The organism is Streptomyces sp. NPDC006798, from assembly GCF_040635975.1.
Lineage (GTDB): Bacteria > Actinomycetota > Actinomycetes > Streptomycetales > Streptomycetaceae > Streptomyces.
The window spans coordinates 68,446-85,280 of sequence record NZ_JBEYIS010000034.1; the positions used below are offsets into that span (position 1 = coordinate 68,446).

The 16,835-nt window shown below is 73.2% G+C and carries 16 protein-coding genes; 13 read left to right on the forward strand and 3 right to left on the reverse strand.

Annotated features, from left to right (window positions below; all coding sequences use genetic code 11):
• The first annotated feature begins 10 nt into the window (after window positions 1-10).
• The 4 genes from ABZ714_RS22720 (at window position 11) to ABZ714_RS22735 (ending at window position 4,243) form a co-directional block, all read left to right on the forward strand.
• A complete protein-coding gene (locus tag ABZ714_RS22720) occupies window positions 11-688 on the forward strand; it encodes a polysaccharide deacetylase family protein (RefSeq protein ID WP_358827136.1) in 678 nt (225 codons plus the stop codon).
• On the forward strand, window positions 685-1,902 hold the full coding sequence (locus tag ABZ714_RS22725; RefSeq protein ID WP_358827121.1) for a glycosyltransferase: 1,218 nt from the start codon (window positions 685-687) through the stop codon (window positions 1,900-1,902). Before ABZ714_RS22720 ends, ABZ714_RS22725 begins: the two co-directional genes overlap by 4 nt.
• Window positions 1,903-2,060: 158 nt before the next feature.
• Window positions 2,061-2,783 (forward strand): lipopolysaccharide biosynthesis protein, encoded by a 723-nt coding sequence (locus ABZ714_RS22730; protein WP_358827137.1) that lies wholly within the window; start codon window positions 2,061-2,063, stop codon window positions 2,781-2,783.
• Window positions 2,783-4,243, forward strand: a complete 1,461-nt coding sequence (locus ABZ714_RS22735) for a GNAT family N-acetyltransferase (protein WP_358827122.1) — start codon at window positions 2,783-2,785, stop codon at window positions 4,241-4,243. Before ABZ714_RS22730 ends, ABZ714_RS22735 begins: the two co-directional genes overlap by 1 nt.
• On the opposite strand, the gene ABZ714_RS22740 is transcribed toward ABZ714_RS22735, so the two are convergent.
• A complete protein-coding gene (locus tag ABZ714_RS22740; RefSeq protein ID WP_358827123.1) occupies window positions 4,240-5,646 on the reverse strand; it encodes a glycosyl hydrolase in 1,407 nt (468 codons plus the stop codon). The genes ABZ714_RS22735 and ABZ714_RS22740 overlap by 4 nt on opposite strands.
• 182 nt (window positions 5,647-5,828) lie before the next feature.
• On the opposite strand from ABZ714_RS22740, the gene ABZ714_RS22745 reads away from it, so the two are divergent.
• From ABZ714_RS22745 to ABZ714_RS22770, 6 genes are all read left to right on the forward strand, one after another.
• A complete protein-coding gene (locus tag ABZ714_RS22745; protein WP_358827138.1) occupies window positions 5,829-7,097 on the forward strand; it encodes an ATP-grasp domain-containing protein in 1,269 nt (422 codons plus the stop codon).
• Window positions 7,098-7,141: 44 nt separating this feature from the next.
• Window positions 7,142-8,410, forward strand: coding sequence for an FAD-dependent oxidoreductase (locus tag ABZ714_RS22750; protein WP_358827124.1), 1,269 nt, complete (start codon window positions 7,142-7,144; stop codon window positions 8,408-8,410).
• A gap of 189 nt (window positions 8,411-8,599) precedes the next feature.
• Window positions 8,600-8,989: a hypothetical protein gene (locus tag ABZ714_RS22755; protein WP_358827125.1), complete on the forward strand. Its 390-nt coding sequence runs from the start codon at window positions 8,600-8,602 to the stop codon at window positions 8,987-8,989.
• Between the two features lie 18 nt (window positions 8,990-9,007).
• On the forward strand, window positions 9,008-10,492 hold the full coding sequence (locus tag ABZ714_RS22760; protein ID WP_358827126.1) for a hypothetical protein: 1,485 nt from the start codon (window positions 9,008-9,010) through the stop codon (window positions 10,490-10,492).
• Between the two features lie 16 nt (window positions 10,493-10,508).
• On the forward strand, window positions 10,509-11,108 hold the full coding sequence (locus tag ABZ714_RS22765) for a hypothetical protein (protein ID WP_358827127.1): 600 nt from the start codon (window positions 10,509-10,511) through the stop codon (window positions 11,106-11,108).
• 204 nt (window positions 11,109-11,312) lie between these two features.
• Window positions 11,313-12,458, forward strand: coding sequence for a serine hydrolase domain-containing protein (locus ABZ714_RS22770; RefSeq protein WP_358827128.1), 1,146 nt, complete (start codon window positions 11,313-11,315; stop codon window positions 12,456-12,458).
• A 45-nt stretch (window positions 12,459-12,503) separates the two neighbouring features.
• Here ABZ714_RS22770 and ABZ714_RS22775 read toward each other — a convergent pair whose 3' ends face one another.
• Window positions 12,504-12,770 carry a hypothetical protein gene (locus ABZ714_RS22775; protein ID WP_358827129.1) on the reverse strand — a complete coding sequence of 89 codons (267 nt, stop codon included), beginning with the start codon at window positions 12,768-12,770 and terminating at the stop codon, window positions 12,504-12,506.
• Window positions 12,771-13,147: 377 nt separating this feature from the next.
• Here ABZ714_RS22775 and ABZ714_RS22780 point away from each other — a divergent pair, with 377 nt between their 5' ends.
• Together ABZ714_RS22780 and ABZ714_RS22785 are read left to right on the forward strand one after the other, a co-directional pair.
• A complete protein-coding gene (locus tag ABZ714_RS22780; RefSeq protein ID WP_358827130.1) occupies window positions 13,148-13,747 on the forward strand; it encodes a hypothetical protein in 600 nt (199 codons plus the stop codon).
• Between the two features lie 45 nt (window positions 13,748-13,792).
• Complete coding sequence (locus ABZ714_RS22785; RefSeq protein WP_358827131.1) at window positions 13,793-14,302, forward strand: DUF5949 family protein; 510 nt, start codon at window positions 13,793-13,795, stop codon at window positions 14,300-14,302.
• On the opposite strand, the gene ABZ714_RS22790 is transcribed toward ABZ714_RS22785, so the two are convergent.
• On the reverse strand, window positions 14,292-15,620 hold the full coding sequence (locus tag ABZ714_RS22790) for an MFS transporter (RefSeq protein ID WP_358827132.1): 1,329 nt from the start codon (window positions 15,618-15,620) through the stop codon (window positions 14,292-14,294). The genes ABZ714_RS22785 and ABZ714_RS22790 overlap by 11 nt on opposite strands.
• 91 nt (window positions 15,621-15,711) lie before the next feature.
• On the opposite strand from ABZ714_RS22790, the gene ABZ714_RS22795 reads away from it, so the two are divergent.
• Window positions 15,712-16,710 carry a winged helix-turn-helix domain-containing protein gene (locus tag ABZ714_RS22795; protein WP_358827133.1) on the forward strand — a complete coding sequence of 333 codons (999 nt, stop codon included), beginning with the start codon at window positions 15,712-15,714 and terminating at the stop codon, window positions 16,708-16,710.
• Window positions 16,711-16,835: the final 125 nt, after the last annotated feature.

Genomic DNA, 16,835 nt, shown 5'->3' on the forward strand with positions numbered 1-16,835 from the left:
GTGGATCCTGATGTACCACTCGGTCGCCGACCCGGCCCATGACCCGTACGGCATCACCGTCGCCCCCGACCGGCTCGACCTCCAGCTCCGCTGGCTGGCGGCCCGGGGCCTGACCGGGGTGTCCGTCGCCACCCTGCTGCGGGCCCGCGCGGAGGGCCGCGGCCGGGGCCTCGTCGGTCTCACCTTCGACGACGGCTACGCCGACTTCGCCGCCGCCGCGCTGCCGGTGCTCCGCCGCCACGGCTGCACCGCGACCCTCTTCGTCCTGCCCGGCAGGCTCGGCGGCGACAACGCCTGGGACCCGGAAGGACCGCGCCGCCCCCTGGTCGACGAGGCCGATATCCGTACCGCCGTCGCCGCCGGTACCGAGATCGCCTCCCACGGGCTCTACCACGTCGACCTCACCCGGCTCGACGGGCAGGCGCTGCGCGAGGAGACCACCCGCAGCCGGGCCTGGCTGTCCGAGCTGACCGGCCGCGCCCCCGAGGGCTTCTGCTATCCGTACGGCACGGTCGACGGCCGGGTCGCGGCGGCGGTCCGGGCCGCCGGATACGCCTACGGCTGCGCCATCCGGCCGCCCGCCGGGCTCGGCGGGCCGTACGCCCTGGCCCGTACGCACATCAGCCAGGCCGACCGCTCGGCCCGGCTCTGGGCCAAGCGGATCGGCCACCGGACGGGGCTGCGATGAGCGCCGTACGGCCCCGGGTGCTCCAGATCATCACGGGCCTCGGCACCGGCGGCGCCGAGCAGCAGTTGCGGCTGCTGCTCCGCCATCTGCCGTACGCCTGCGACGTGGTGACCCTCACCGAACCGGGCCCGGTCGCCGCCGGTCTGCGGGCCGACGGGGTCCGTGTCACGGACCTCCGGATGCGCGGCAACCGGGATCTGGCCGCACTGCCCCGGCTGACCGGGCTGATCCGGCGCGGCGGTTACGGCCTCGTCCACACCCATCTCTACCGGGCCTGCGTCTACGGCAGGCTCGCGGCCCGGGCGGCCGGGGTCCGCGCGGTCGTGGCGACCGAACACTCCCTGGGCGCCGACGCGATCGAGGGCCGCGCCCTGACCCGGGGCGTCCGCGCGCTCTACCTCGGTACGGAACGCCTCGGCGGTACCACGGTCGCGGTCTCGGAGACCGTCGCGGCCCGGCTCGCGCGATGGGGCGTACCGCCGTCCCGGATCGAGACGGTCCCCAACGGGATCGACGCGGCGCTGTTCCGGTCCGACCCGGCGGCCCGGGCGGCGGTACGGGCCCGGCTCGGGATCGCCCCGGAGGCGTACGCGATCGGCGGGGTCGGCCGGCTCGTCCCCGGAAAGCGCTTCGACTCGGTGGTCCGGGCGGTCGCCGCCGTCCCCGGCACGGTCGCCCTGATCGCGGGCGGGGGACCCGAACGCGCCCGGCTGGTGCGGCTCGCCGCCGGACTGGGCGTGGCGGACCGGGTCCTGCTGCCGGGCGACTGCGGGGCCTTCGAAGGCGAGGCGCCGGGTCTCACCGTGCCCGGGGTGCTCGGGGCGCTCGATCTCTTCGTCTCCCCGTCCCGGGACGAGGCGTTCGGGCTGGCGGTCGTGGAGGCGCTGGCCGCCGGGCTGCCGGTGGTCCACCGGGCCTGTCCCGCCGTCGCCGATCTGCCGCCCGCCGAGGTGCCGGGCGCGCGGCGGGTCGGCCCGGACGACGCCGGACTGATCGCGGCCGTACGGGACGCGAAGGCGGGCCCGCCGCCGGGGCGCGTACCGGCGCCGGGCGTCGACCGCTACGACATCCGGCGGACCGCCGAACGCGTCACCGCCCTCTACGACCGTCTGCTCGGCGTCGGCGTCGGTGCCGGGCGCCCCGACGAGCACCTTCCGCAGCAGCAGTCCCACCACGACCACGACCACGATCCGATCGGGAGAGTCCAGCGATGAGGAAGTCCCACGAACCCCGGGAGCCCCGGTCCGAACAGCCGGACGAGGGGACCGGGAAGCCGGAGCAGACCGTGAGGCTCGAGCAGGCCGAGAACGCCGGAAAGCCGGACCGGACCGGGAAGTCCGGGAAGGCCGGGAAGGCCGAACGGTCCGACGATATGGGGCAGGACACTCCTGAGAAGGAGCCGGAGTCCGGTCCGCGGCGGTCCTTTGTACGGAGGCTCCCCGTCTGGTGGCCGCTGCCCGCCCTCGCCGTCACCGGCGCGCTGGCCGGAGGCGCGTACGGCGCGCTGGCCACCCCCCAGTACGCGGCCACCAGCTATATCGTCGCGGTCGCCGAGGGCAAGGACGCCCAGCCGGGCGCGGCCATCGGCTTCGCCCAGGCCTACGGACGGGTCGCCACCAGCGACTCCACGATCGCCTACGCCCGGGTGGCCGCCGGGATGCCCGCCGCCGAACTGCGCGACCGGGTCCGTACGGAGACCTCCCCCGACTCGCCGATGATCGCGATCACCGGTACGTCGGACCGGCGCGGCGAGGCCGCCGACATCGCCAACGCCGTCGCCGACGCCGTCTTCGTGAGCAGCAATCAGGTCGCCGAGAACACCGGCGTACGGCTGCTGAGCTTCTCCCGGGCCATCCCGCCCGCCGAGACGGTCTCCCCGTCGATCCGGGTCGGTGCCGCGGTCGGCGGGTCCGCCGGTGGTCTGCTCGGCGGCCTGGTCCTGCTGGTACGCCCCCGGGTTCGGCGCGCGGCCCCCGGCGCCGACGGCACCACCGCTTCCGTGGCCGGGCCGGCGTCGGCCGCCGCGACGGTGCCCGCGCCCGCGACCGAGGGCGCGGCGGCGCCGTCGGCCGCGGCCGGGCTGGAGCGCGTCTGATGCCCGAAGCCACCGGCGGCCCCGGCCCGGCCCGTACGACCCCGGGCCCGGCCGGTCCGCCGTGGCGCGCCCCGGACGGCATCCGGTGGGGGACGGGGGAGTGGACGGGCCTTCGCGTCCTGTCGGACGGCTCGGGGGGCGGCCCCGCCGACGGGTGCTGTACGCCGCGGTCCGGGCCGGACTCCGAACCGGCGGCCGGGTGCTGCCGGACGGCCCGACCGGCGGCCCCGGGCCGTACCTCCGACACCGCCCGTACCCGTACCGGCTCCGGTACCGGCTCCGGCACTCCGGCGGGGTTCGCCGTCACCCTCTGCCGGGACGGGCGGGACTTCGCCCGGCTGCGGGACGAGTGGGACGACCTCCGGCGGCGCTGCTCCACCGCCACCCCCTTCCAGAGCCATGCCTGGCTGGAGTCCTGGTGGCGGTCGTACGGCGGGGGCGGGCCGCTGCGGGTCGTCCTCGTCCGCCGGGACGGCCGGCTGGTGGCCGCCGCGCCGCTGACGCTGGTCCACCGGCCGATGCCGCTGCTCGTCGGGCTCGGCGGCGGGATCTCCGACTACACCGACGTCCTCGTCGCCGACACGGACCCGGACACCGGTCCCTCGGATACCGACGCCGTCTTCGACGCGCTGGAGCGGGGGCTGCGACGGGCCGCCCGGCACGCCGTGGTCGAGCTGCGCGAGGTCAGACCCGGGGCCGCCGCCGAGCGGCTGTACGAGCGGTGGACCGGGGCCCGGGGCGCCCTCGCCGACTCCGTCTGTCTGGAGCTGCCCGCCGCCCCCCTCACCGACCTGGTCGAACGGCTGCCGACACCCCGCGCGCAGCGGGCCCGGGCCAAGCTGAGGAAGATCGACGCGCTGGGGATCGAGGCCGTGCCCGCCGGGCCCGACGAGGTACCGGACGCGGTCGCGCGGCTGCTGCGGCTCCACGAACTCCAGTGGCGCGGCCGGGGCGTGACCGTGGAACACCTCCGGCCCCGGTTCGCGGAACACCTGGTCCGCGCGGCCCGCCGGATGGTCCGGGACGGCGACGCGGCCCTCACCGAGTACCGGCTGGCCGGGGAGGTCGTCGCGGTCGGTCTGACCCTGGCGTCCGAGCGGATGACCGGCGGCTATCTCTACGGGGCCGACCCGGGGCTCCGGGAGCGCCGGGTCGACGTCGCCACGATGCTGCTGCGGCACGAGACCGGTTTCGCCGCCGGGACCGGCCGCCGGGTGGTGAGCCTGCTGCGCGGAGCGGAGCCGTACAAGAACCAGTGGCGGCCGGAGGCGGTCACCAACCGGCGGCTGCTGATGGCCCCGGCCGCGCTGGAGCCGCTGCTACGGCTCCGGACGGCCCAGGCCGGGCTCCGGGACCGTACCGCCCGTACGGTCGCCGAACGGTTCCCGGCCGCGCGCGAATGGCGCGACCGGCTGAAGGACTGGCAGGCGGCGGCCGTGGACCGGGGCGATGCCGGTTAGCGCGCGGGGCGCTCCGCCGCCCCCGTACCGGCGCCGGTGTGCCGGGGCGCGCCCCAGCCGACGGGCCACGGCACCTTCACACAGAACTTGCCGTTCGGCGCCCACGGCCCGGCCCACTGCCTCAGCGGTGCCGGGACGCACCACTCGACCATGTTGAACCGGACGGGCGGGGCGATCTGCGGCACAGGTGCCGGAGACGGCTTCGGGGCCGGTGCTGGTTCTTCCGGCTGCGTCACCGGCGGCGGTGCCGGGGTCCGCGTGGGCACGGGCGTCGGCGCCGGGGTCGCGGTCTCCGCGGGCACGGGCGGAGCGGGCGGCTCCGGCGCGGCCGACGGCACAGGCGGTACGGACGGCACCGGAGGAACGGAAGGCACAGGCGGCGCGGTAGGCACAACGGGCCCCTGGCCGGACAGCCGGGCACGGAACACACTCGACGATTTGGGGTTGTCATCACACTGCCAGACGCCGTGCGGACAGTAGTCCGTGATGGTCTGATAGAGCGGCCGGTGCTCGTCGATCCAGTCGAGCATGCCCCGCATGTACTCCGGGTTGTCCCCGTTGCGGAACAGCCCCCACTCCGGGTACGAGATCTCCTTGCCGTGCTCCCGCGCGAAGGCGACCTGCGCCCTGAGCCCGTACTCCGCCGACGCCTGCTCCTCGAAGGTCCGGCCGGGAGCCTGGTCGTACGAGTCCATGCCGATGATGTCGACCGTGTCGTCCCCCGGGTAGCAGGCGGTCCACGGAACCGCGTCCTTCCCCCGGTTCGGCGCGAAGTCGAACCGGAAGGCCTGCCCGTCGACGGAGCGCATCGCCGCCACGATCCGGTTCCAGTACGCCTTCCACGCCTCCGGGTCCGGGCCGCAGCGGTGGGTGTAGGTGGTGCCGTTCATCTCCCAGCCGAGGACCACGATCGTGTCCGGGACACCCAGCTCGACCAGCCGCCGGGCCAGTGCCCTGAAGTGTTCGTCGTACTGCCCGCGCGCGCCCGCCCGGAGCAGCCGCCGTACCTCGTAGTCGGGGACACGGGCCTCGTTCCGCTCCAGCATCGGCACATTGAGGACGAACATCCGGTCGCTCCGGGCGAGCCGCCAGCGGGCCCAGTCCGCGAGGAAGCCGACCTGCCCCTCGATCCCGGCCCACCGGTCGCCGGGGAGATACGTATGACCGACCCGTAGGTCCGTACCGCCGAGCCAGCGCGACAGTTCCGCGATCCGGCGCGGACCCGCCGGGCCGTAGTCGACATAGGCGCCGACGGCGACGGAACCGCCCGCCCGCTCCCCGCCGCCCCCCGACCCGTCCGTACGGGCCGCGCCCATCGCCGCCGCGGCGGCGCCGGTGGAGACCAGCAGACTCGCGGCCACCGTTCCGACGGTGGTGCCGGTCAGTCGGTGCCTTCGGACCATGGCTCCTCCTTGCGCGGGGCGTGAACTGGCGGCCCGTCGGACTGACGCTCTGTCGGAAACGCCAGCCGTGCCCGGCCGTAGGAAGAAAGTCCTACGAATAGGCAGCTCGGGCGACCCCCGGTAGGCCATTCGCGAACAGACCCGCGATACGCGCGACCATCCAGGTGAAAGTTGTGACGTCCATGCCACCCTTCGACGCCGGGGTCCCCGCGCTCGTACTGCGCCTCGACCGGAACCCCTTTCACCACGGCACCCTCGGCGCCGTCAGATCCCTCGGGCGGGCCGGGATCGAGGTCCACGCCGTCGTCGAATCGGCCACCAGCCCGGTGGTCCGCTCCCGCCATCTCCACCGGGCGCACCCCGTCCGCCCCGGCACGGTCGGCCGGGACGGTACGGGCTTCACCGAGCTGCTGCTCCGGGTCTCGGACCTGATCGGTGCCCCCGCCGTCCTCGTCCCGATGGACGACCTCGGCGCCATCCTCACCGCCCGGTACGCGAACCGGCTCGCGGACCGCTATCTCTTCCCCCGGCAGGACCCCGGGGTGCCCGGATCGCTCGCCGACAAATCGGCGCTGGCGGCGGTCTGCGAACGGGCGGGCGTCCCGCAGCCGCCGACCGTCGTCCCCGCGAGCGCGGCCGAAGCGGCGGCGGCCGTACGGGCCCTCGGCGTGCCGCTGGTCGCCAAATGGAGCCGGCCGTGGCTGCTGCCCCCGGCGTCCGGACTGCGCAGTACGACCCTGGTCGGCTCGGCGGCGGCCGTCCGCGAGCTGTACGCCAGGGGCGAGCGGTACGCCGGGGGCGCGCCCGGCGGCGCGGGGCTGCTGCTCCAGCGGTATCTGCCGGACGCGCCCGACGCGGACTGGTTCTTCCACGGCTGCTTCGCCACCGGGGACGGCCGGCTGCTCGCCGGGGGCACAGGACGCAAGGAACTCTCCTGGCCGCCGCGCGCCGGACTGACCGCGAAGGGCCGCTGGTGGCCCAACGAACGGGTGGCGGCGGCGGCCCGCCGACTCGTCGACGCGGTCGGCTACCGGGGCGTCATCGACCTCGACTTCCGGCGCGACCGGGCCGACGGCACGTACCGCCTGCTGGACGCCAACCCCCGTCCCGGCGCGCAGTTCCGGCTCTTCACCGACCCGGACGGCACCGATGTGGTCCGGGCCCTCTACCGCGATCTGACCGGCCAGCAGCCGCCGCCCCGGGCGGAGCGGCCGGGCCGGGTGTTCGTCGCCGAGAACTACGCCCTGCTGTCGGCGGCGGCCGCCGCGACCGCCGCCCTGGGCCCGGGCCGCCGGGCCGGGCCGGGGATCCGGCGGACCCCGGACCCGGCCGGATTCGAGACCGCCTGGTTCGCCGGGGACGACCCCCGCCCGTTCCTGGCGATGACGGGCTCCTGGCTCGCCCGGGGCCTGGCCAAAGGGATCCGCCGCGCCCGCACTGTCCTCCCCTGACCCTTCTCCCGTTCCCTCCCCTCTTAAGGAAGCAAAGGAACTACATGTACGACGTGGTAGTCATCGGCGCCGGGCCGTACGGGCTCTCCGCCGCCGCGCACCTCAGCGCGGCCGGCGCCCGGACGAAGATCTTCGGCCGGGCGATGGAGTCCTGGCGCGACCACATGCCCGGCGGGATGTTCCTCAAGTCGGAGCCGTGGGCGTCCAACCTGTCCGACCCGGCGGCGGCCCGGACCCTCGCCCGATACGGCGCCGAGGCGGGCTTCCGCACCGAACACGGCCACCCGATCCCCATCGGCTCCTTCGCCGACTACGGGCTCTGGTTCGCCCGGCACGCCGTACCGGAGCTCGACGAACGGACCGTCACCCGGGTCGAGGCCGCCGCCGACGGCTTCACCGTCACCACCTTCGACGGCGACACGGTCCGCACCCGGACCGTCGTCGTCGCCGTCGGGGTACTGCCGTTCGCCCGGATCCCCGGCCCGCTGGCCCGGCTGCCGAAGGAGTACGTCACCCACAGCACCGCCCACCACGACCTGAGCCGCTTCCGCGACCTGGACGTCACCGTCGTCGGCGCGGGCCAGGCCGCCCTGGAGACCGCCACCCTGCTCGCCGAGTCCGGCGCCCGCCCCACCCTCGTCGCCCGCGCCCCCGGGATCCGCTGGAACACCGTCCCCCTCGACCTGGACCGCCCCCTCCTCAAGCGGCTGCGCACCCCCGTCACAGCCCTCGGCTCCGGCTGGCGCGGCCGGATCTACGCCGACGCGCCCTGGGCCGTACGGCGGCTGCCCGCCCCCCGCCGGGAACACATCATCCGGACCGCCCTCGGCCCGGCGGGCGCCTGGTGGCTGCGCGAGCGGTACGAGGACACGGTCCCCCAACTCCTCGCCCACCGGCTCCGGGGCGCCACCCTCCGCGACGGCCGGATCCACCTCACCCTCGACGCCGCCACCGGCCCGGCCACCCTCACGGCCGACCATGTCGTCGCGGCCACCGGCTTCGTCCCCGAACTCGACCGCCTCCCCCTCCTCGACCCCGCCCTCCGCACCCGCCTGACGACCCTCGGCACCGGCGGATCCCCCGACCTGACCGCCCACTTCGGCTCGTCGTGCCCCGGCCTCTTCTTCACCGGCCTGCTGAGCGCCCCGGCGTTCGGCCCGGCGATGCGCTTCATCCACGGCGCGACGTACACGGCCCACCGGGTGACCCGAGGAGTCCTCCACCACCTCCGCCCCACCACCGGCAGGATCCCGCCCCCGTCACAGGCCCCGACACCTGCCCCGACGGACCGCGCACCGGCCCGGGACCGCTGAGGGGACTCCTCCAGACCGTCTCCCCGGGGCCGTACCGCATCCGGCCCCGGGGACGGCGGCGGCTCCCGGCTCACCGATCCCGCCGTCATTTCGACCGGAATCCACTGGCACTCCCGCCTCCCATGCCGTGTGCTGGAACCACTGGAACCAAGCCGGGGATCAGCCGGTGCGGACGAAACGGGGGCGGGTATGACCACGGGCAAGGGTTCGGAAGATCTGGTGGTGACGCAGGACGACCTCGGGGCCGTCGGGCACGAGGCGTTCGTTCTGCACGACCGGCTGCGCAAGGGCGCCGACCTGGCGGGTAAGGGCGCGGGCAGAAGCGGTGAGGGCTCCACGGCCCTGGCCGCGCGCGAGCTGTCGGGCCGCAACCTGGATTCGGGCGGTGAGCTGTACAACACGCTGTCCGTATGGACGTCCCAGGTCAAGACGGTGCTTCAGATGTGCGCCCATATCTCGAACCATCTGGACTACTCCAAGAAGTCCCATGCCTCGGACGACGCCCACATCGAGGCCGTCATCCGAGACCGGGCGGGGGCCGCCCTGCCGGTCTCGGAGATCTCGAAGCTGGTGCGGTAGGGAGGGGTCCGTATCACCATGGGCAAGTTCACCTATACCGATCTGATGGAGTTGGACCTCGGGCGCCTCGCGGCCGCGGTCTCCGACTGGAAGACCGTTGTCACCAAGCTCACGGAACTGACCGGTGACAGCCGGGACGGGCTGCTGAAGAAGTCCGAAGACGCCCGGTGGCAGGGGGTGAACGCCTCTGTCACCCGCGACTTCGTCCGGAAGACGGCCAAGGAGATCGGGGACCTCTCCCTCCAGGCGCGCAGCATCCACGCCGTCCTCGGCGACGCCCACTCCGAGCTGACCCGGATCCAGAAGAGGGCCAGGGAACTGACCGCCGAGGCCAAGGCGGGCAACCCCGACCGGCGCAATGCCGAACCCGATATCGGACTCCTGGTCAGCGACGGCGGAAACGGCACGGTGGTCGTCACCGAGTCGGTCTGCGACGCCGAGGGCCCGTCCACCCGGACCGAGGACCTGAAGCGGTACTACGCGGACGCCCTCACCTCCCTCGTCAGCCATGCCGCCGAGGTCGACGCCGCGACGGTCCGCGCCCTGAAGGCGAGCCACGGCGGCGATCCGCACAACGCGGGCCACGTCCGCTACTCGTCACTGGACGAGGACCAACTGCCCCGCGCGATGCGCCTCGCGGCCCTCGGCGACAAGGCGAACCCCGGACAACGCGCCGAACTGGGCCGCCTCTGGGACTCTCTCAGCCCCGACGCCAGGGCCGAGTTGTGGGGCCGCCACCGGACGGACCTGCTGGCCGCGGGGCTGCTGGACCCGAGGTCCAAGCAGGTGGCGCCGGACCGGGGTATGGGGTCGCACGGGATTGCTGACGCGGGATGGAGTGAGCGCGTCACTAATCAAAAGATGCTCCTCCTGGCCGATGGCGCGGATCTGCTCGATCGCCCTGACGCGGCTCGCCATTTCCGCCACTACCTCGGCAACTCCGGGGACGATCTCAAGCTGCCCGTCGATAAAATGCTCAGGGATGATCCACGGTTGCTGGAGACCGTCCAGACTGACGTCGGCGCTCATGGGAAAGGCTGGCGGAAGCAGGCGTTGGAGGAGTTCCGTGAGAACGGCGGAAAGCCTGTCTCGATACGAGTGGAATCCGAGCCGAAGGGTTTCTCGTTCGACAAGGACGAGAACCCCAACTGGTTCTACGCCGTCGGCTCCACCCAATTCAACGCTACCGGAGTGGTCACCGTAGCGCCTGATGCGGAGGGAAGGCCGGTCGTGGATCTCGAATATCAGGTCAATGTCTGGGACCGATACAACTGGGACGAGGGTAAAGGTGTAAATATCAAGGGACTTGAGATTCCGGACGGTGAGATGGGGCGCCAGCATACGGTGGGCCTGGCGCGGGAGTTCGACATGGCGGGGTCCGGTTCGGTGCAGCGCCACTCCCTGGGTGGGGTGACGCCGGGCGGCGAACCGTTGCCACCACCGCCGACCGACCCCGAGAGGGCGGGGGAACGCTCCGATTCCGGCCGAAAAGACACCCCCTGACAGAAGGTTCCGCTCAATGCCCGACCATATGCCTACGGTTGCACCGAGAACCCTCCGTGCCCTGCTCATTGCTTCCCTCTTCTGTCTCGGTACCGCCTTGGGAATCATCGGACTCCTGTTCTGGTGGGGAGATCAGGTAACGGATAATTCCGATACGAGTGGACCGGCGTGCTGTTGGCACAAGCCCACGACTCCGGAGTGGCTGAGCGGAGAGATCGGCGTCAGAGTCCCCGAGGGGGCCACTGACCTCCGAGCCGGCTATCGGGTGGGGGAGCGTTGGGATAAAGGTATCCTCGCCTTTACTCTGCCAGGCGCCGAGGCGGGGGCGTATCTGAAACGGCTGGTACCCGATCACCTGACGATGGTGGCGAACATCGCCCCGCCCGAAAAGTACGGTCCGTCTGATACTTTCGAGAAGTTGGGCCTACCGGATCCGGAGACCCTCAAGACCGGTGTCCAGCGTATTGGTCTCTGTCCCGATGGTGAAGGAAAAACAGTCGAGGGAAAGCATCTTCGGACCTGCGCGGACTTCTTCTCCCACGCCTACGCGCCCGGCAAGACCCGGATCTACGTCCGGGCCCACTTCGAGCCCGGAGTCAGTCCGCTGCCGAAGTGATCCGGCGGGTCAACCGCGACCCGCTCACGCCCATGTCACGGCCCACCGTCTTCAGTGGAGTCATCAACGGCCGCGCTCCGGCGGCCGGTTGGGCGATGCGAGGGGCGTGACATGGGCAGGGAATCCGTACGTGGTGTCGGGCGGCGGCGGGCGCTCGGGTGGGGTGGGGTGGGGGTCGTAGGGGCCGTCGTAGGCGGTGGTGGCGTGGCACGGGCCGAGGCGGTGTCGATTCCGCCGGGCGCCCGGCCCGGTGGGGCGTACGACCGGTATGTGGCGCGGCTCGCGGCGGAGGACAAGTTCTCCGGGGTGGTGCTTTTGTCATACCGGGGGCGGACCGTGCTGTCGCGCAGTTACGGGATGGCCGACAAGGAGCGGGGGATCCGCAACCACGAGGGGGTCGCGTTCAATCTGTCGTCGGCGGGGAAGCCGTTCGGGCCGGTGGCCCTGTTGCAGTTGGTGGAGCGGGGCGAGGTACGGCTCTGGGACACGGTCGGCCGGTATCTGACGGGATTTCCGCCGGAGATCGCCGACAAGGTGACCATCCATCATCTGCTCACCGGAACGTCCGGTCTGGAGAGCCCGCCCGAGGAACTGGCACGGATCTTCCGGAGCCGCGAGGAGGTGAGCGAGTTCTACGGGCGGTGGGCCCGGCGGTCGAAGGCGGTGGCCGCGCCCGGGACGCCCACCGATCACGCCGGTGTCGAGGTGGTCGTACCGGCGCAGATCATCGAGGCCGTGACCGGTATGACGTACTGGGACTACGTCCGGGAGAACATCTTCGCGCGGTGCGGTATGACCGGTACGGGGTTCTACACCCGGCCGCAGTGGCTGACCGATGAGCACATCGCGCACTCCTACATGCGGCAGGCCGACGGCACCCGGGTGGATGCCGTACGGAATCTGGACAAGGGCAGCCCCGATCCGTTCCACCCGGGCAAGAACCCCGGCCGGAGCTTTGTCGACGCCCCGGGCGACGGCGGCTTCGCCACCGCGCCGGATCTGGTCCGGTTCGCCCGTGCGCTGACGGAGGGGACCGTCCTGTCCCGGCCCTACGCCGAATTGGCCACCGCGCCGCAGCGCCCGCTGCCGCCGCAGGGGGGCGGCCTCACTGCCCGGACCGCCTCTGCCCCGGTGCCCGCCGACGCCGCGTTCGGGAGTTACACGATGCCGGTCGCCCTGGTCGGCGGCGCGTGGCTGAAGGGGCGGGCGGGGGCCAACCCCGGGAGCGTCGCCAGCTGGAACGTCTATCCGGACACCGGCTGGGTCGGGGTCATTCTCTCCAACTACGACGATGTGCCGTTCCACGAACTCATCGAGCGGGAGATCCGGGCGGTCACCGGTCGGCCCTGACCGTGCGCGGGCGCGGCCGGGAACGCGCCGGGCGGCGGCGGAACGTCACGCCGGACGGGGCGTGGGCCGGAGCCAGGAGGAGCGCAGGTGGTCCGGGTGCGGGGGCGGGAACCGGGTCGTACGGGCCCACTCCAGGTCCGGGCCGCCCGGGAGGGTGCGGTTGGCCGCGGACCATTCGCGGAGCAGTTCTTCGTAGATGGGGGTCGCGCCGGTCGTCGGTGCCGCCGGGTGGGCGGGCTGCTCCGGGTACGCGTGGGGGGCCGGAATGGTCGGGACGCGCTGCCATCGGGGAGTCGAGGATGTCCTTGCCATACGACAGCAAACGGCGGCTCACCCGTCGAAGTCACTGTGCACACCCCTACGCGGAGTAGCGCAGGAACGGTTTTTCGAGGCGCGCGGTGTGAGCCGGTGCCCGGGGGCTCCGCCTCCGCGCACCGGCGCCGGAAAGGCGCGTGAAACGGGGTGAGGGGGAGGGGCGTGCGCCCCGTCGGCGCGCGGACCGCGTACGCCGGGGGAGCGCGCGATGGCTCGTTGGGGTGCACGTGACGCGACACGACCCCTGTGGAGGGTCCGTACGGCGGTATCCCGGGCGGAAGGGCGTGATCATACGGAAAGCGGCCTTACGGGCAACGGCCAACGGGCTGCCGGACCACGCGACGGGCTTGACGAGGGGACCGATGATGCGACTGATGCGACGGAACGCATGGCCGCTGGTACTGCTGTCGGTATGCGCGCTGGGCGGCGCGGCGGTGACGGGCTGCCAGGCGTCCGGGGCGGACCGTACCGCCGGTGAACCCGTGCACCCGCCCGCCGTCGCCCGCCCGGTCCAGGACACCAAGGGCGGCGGAGCGGCGGTCGCCGGGCTCGGTGACGCCGTCGACCTCGGCGGCCGGGCCTCCGGCGAGCATCTGCGGATGTCGGTCCGGGCCTATGTCGATCCCGCCGTCGCCGTACCCGCCAAGGGCGGAAAGGCGGCGGTCGCCGGCCCCCCGGACGGCCGGCGCCGGATCGGTGTGTCGGTCGCCCTGCTCAATGTCGGCGGAAATCGCTATGACGCCCGCAGGACCAGAACCTGGGTGACCGATACGAAGGGCGGCCGCCACCCCGCCGTCACCGGCGGGGAAATCACCACGGGCTCCCCGGTGGAATGGAACATTCTTGCGGCGGGTGAATCCGAGCGGGGCTGGCTGCTGTTCGACGTTCCGGATTCCGCCTATATCACCGAATTCCACGGTGACCTGGGGGAATCGGCCGTCGAGTGGCGGCTTCAGGCTCCGCCGAGCAGGTGAATCGCGAAGGTGACGGGGCCGGTCGGGGCACTAGGGTGCCGAGCCATGACGACTGCCAACACCACCACGCCCGCGAAGAATTCCGTGGTCCGCGCCCATTTGGGCACGCTTTCCGTACTGGCCTGGACCGGCGACCCCGAAGCCGGACACGACATGCCCTATCTCCTGGTCTATTCCCTCGGGGACGGCACCGGCAGCGCCGAGGAGGGCGAGGCCGCCCTGGTCGGCATGGTCGAGGAATGCGGCCTGCGGATCGGTGATCTCTCCGACGCCACTCCCACCTCGGTCAATTCCCCGATCAGGCTGCTGGTCGAGGGCGGCCAGGCCGTGCTCAACATGCCCCATCTCAGCGCCCAGTGCCCGGTCCCGCCGGAGTGGCTGACCGCCGCCGACGGCCGGGGCCATGTCCATCTGATCATCGCCTCCCGCCCCTGGCCGGAGGCCGCGCCCGGCGAGCCGGTGACCGAGGAGACCCTTCAGCGGTACCTCGGGGACGAGGACACCCTGCTGTCGTCGGGCCATGTCCTGGTCCGGATCTCCCAGCTCAGGTCCTAGCGGGGGGAGCGGGCGGCACCCCGTCCGACGCGGGCGCGTCCGAAGCCGGGCCCGGGGCGGGTGATTCCGGGACCGGTGCCGGGCCCGGTGCCGAGCCCGGTTCCGGCGTCGGCCCCGGCACCGGTATCGCCCCCCGCTCCGGTTCCGTGGTCGGGCCCCCGCTCAGGCCCCTGCTCAGCGCCGCCAGGCTCAGCGTCACGGCCACCGACGCCACCGCCATCGCCGTCATCGCCGTCGCCGGGGCGACCAGTTGGGCGACCCCGCCCGCGACGACGGCACAGAGCCCCTGCAACGCGGCCATCCCCGTCGAGTGCAGCCCGAGGGCCTGCCCCGCGAGCCCGTCGGGCGTATGGGCCATCAGCCGCTCCTGAAGGATCAGCCCCGCCGCGAAGCCCACCGACGAGACGGTGACCGCCACGGCCGCCACGGCCACTCCCGGCTCCAGAAAGAAGAGGAGGTACGGGGCCGCCAGCAGCAGCCGCAGCGGAATCAGGAGCCGGCGGCGCGGGCCGGGCGGTATCAGCCGCCCCACCAGCAGATCGCCCAGGAACATACCCAGCGCCCCGCAGGCGTACAGCGGCCCGGCGGCTCCGGGGGCGTAGGCGATGTACAGCGAGTTGCCCCCGACGACCAGGCCGTTGGGTACCCAGAGGGCCAGATACGTCAGCCGCCGGGGGCGCGACGACCACAGCACGGCGTTGGCCCGCCGGCTCGCCGCCGCCGACGGGCGGCCGGTGGTCCGCGCCGGGCGGGCGGTCAGACCGAGCCGGGTGACCACCGCCGCCACCAGGTAGAGCGCCGACGCCAGCAGCAGACACTGCCGGGGGGAGAGCAGGGTCAGCAGCGCGCCACCGGTCGCGAAGCCCCCCATCTGCGTCAGCCCCCAGAGCATGTTGTAGACCGAACGCCCCAGTACGTAGCCGCCCCTGGGCAGCAGCTCGGTCAGCAGCCCGCCGCGGGCCCCCGCGCCCAGGGACGACACCAGACCCTGGAGCAGTACGACGGCGAAGACGGCGCCCATCGGAAGTCCGGGCACCGCCTGGACCGCCGTGCCGGCCGCGAAGACGAGACAGAGCCCGGTCAGGACCGCGCGCGGCGGCAGCCGGTCGGCGCCCGACAGCAGGAACGCGCCCCCCAGCAGTTGCGCCAGATGCGGCCCGAACATGCTGATCGCCGTCAGCAGCGGCGAGCCCGTGGCCCGGAAGACCAGGGTGCCGAGGGCCAGTCCGCCGATCGTCTGGGCCGCCGCCGACACGGCGAAGGACAGCAGGAACGGGGTGAACTCGGGGGTCCGGAGCAGGGTGCGGTAGCTGCGCATGCGTCGAAGTCTCGGAGCGCCGACCGGAGACGGTTACTCTTTCGCCGACACGCGAAAGGTCACGCGCAAGGTCACGTGAAAGGTCCTACGCATGGGCTTGTGGCAGATCGACACCGACACCCTGGCCCGCAGCCGGTTCACGCTCTCGCCGTTCGCCGAGACCTTCGCGAGCCTGCAACTGCTGCACTCGGCGACCGGCACCCACCCCGGCGAGCAGGAGTGGCTGCGGACCCATCTGCCCGGCTACCGCGCCCTGGCCGGGGCCGATCCGGTGGTCGTACCGCTGGTCGGGGCGGCGGTCGGCACCTCCTGGATCGCCGACTTCGTCTGCCCCACCTCCCGCGTCGGGGAGAGTTTCGAGGAGACCGTGGCCCGGGTCGGGGAGATCGCGCCCGACCGGGCCAGGGCCGATCTCCGGGTCTCCGTCGGCGGCCCGCTCCCCGCCGTGCTCGAACGGGCCGACCGGCTGCCCGAACGCGCCGTCGAACTGCTGACCTGGGTCTGGACGGAGACCGTACGGCCCTACTGGGAGCGGCGGCGGAGGGTCCTGGAGGCCGATATGGTCGCCCGCACCGCCGGGGTCGGCCGGGGTGGCTGGGCGGCCGTACTGGACTCGCTGCGGCCGGGCACGCGGTGGCTGGGCGAGCGGGGTTTCCAGGTCAACCGGAACGCCTATCCGCCGCGCGAGATCGCCCCCGACGCCGAATTGCTGTTCATGCCGGTCACCCCGAGGAAGGGCTGGGTCTCCTGGGAGGGGCGGGAGCGGTACGCCGTCGTCTACCCCTGTCTCGGGGTACTCGCCGAGGACCACGACCGGCGCCCCGTCCCGGCCGGGCTCGCGGCGCTCCTCGGCACCGCGCGGGCCCGGGTGCTGACCCTGCTCGGCACGCCCATGAGCACCACCCAGCTGGTCGCCGTGACCGGACAGGGCCTCGGCTCGGTGGGCGGGCATCTGCGGGTCCTGCTCGACGCCGGACTGCTGGAACGCCGCCGGGCCGGACGGTCGGTGCTGTACGTCCGCACGGCGGCGGGCGAGGTCCTGCTGGAGGCGGCGGGGGTGGGGCCCGGCGCGGCGGGACAGCGCAGCTAGTGCTGTGGCCGGAAGGGTTTGCCGGGGCCAGCGGCGTCAGGTGCGGTGCGTCGCGAGGCGGAGGTCCACGGCTCGTACTGGACGTACTCGCGTGGTCCGGCAACGCGGCGCGGGGGAACCGCCCG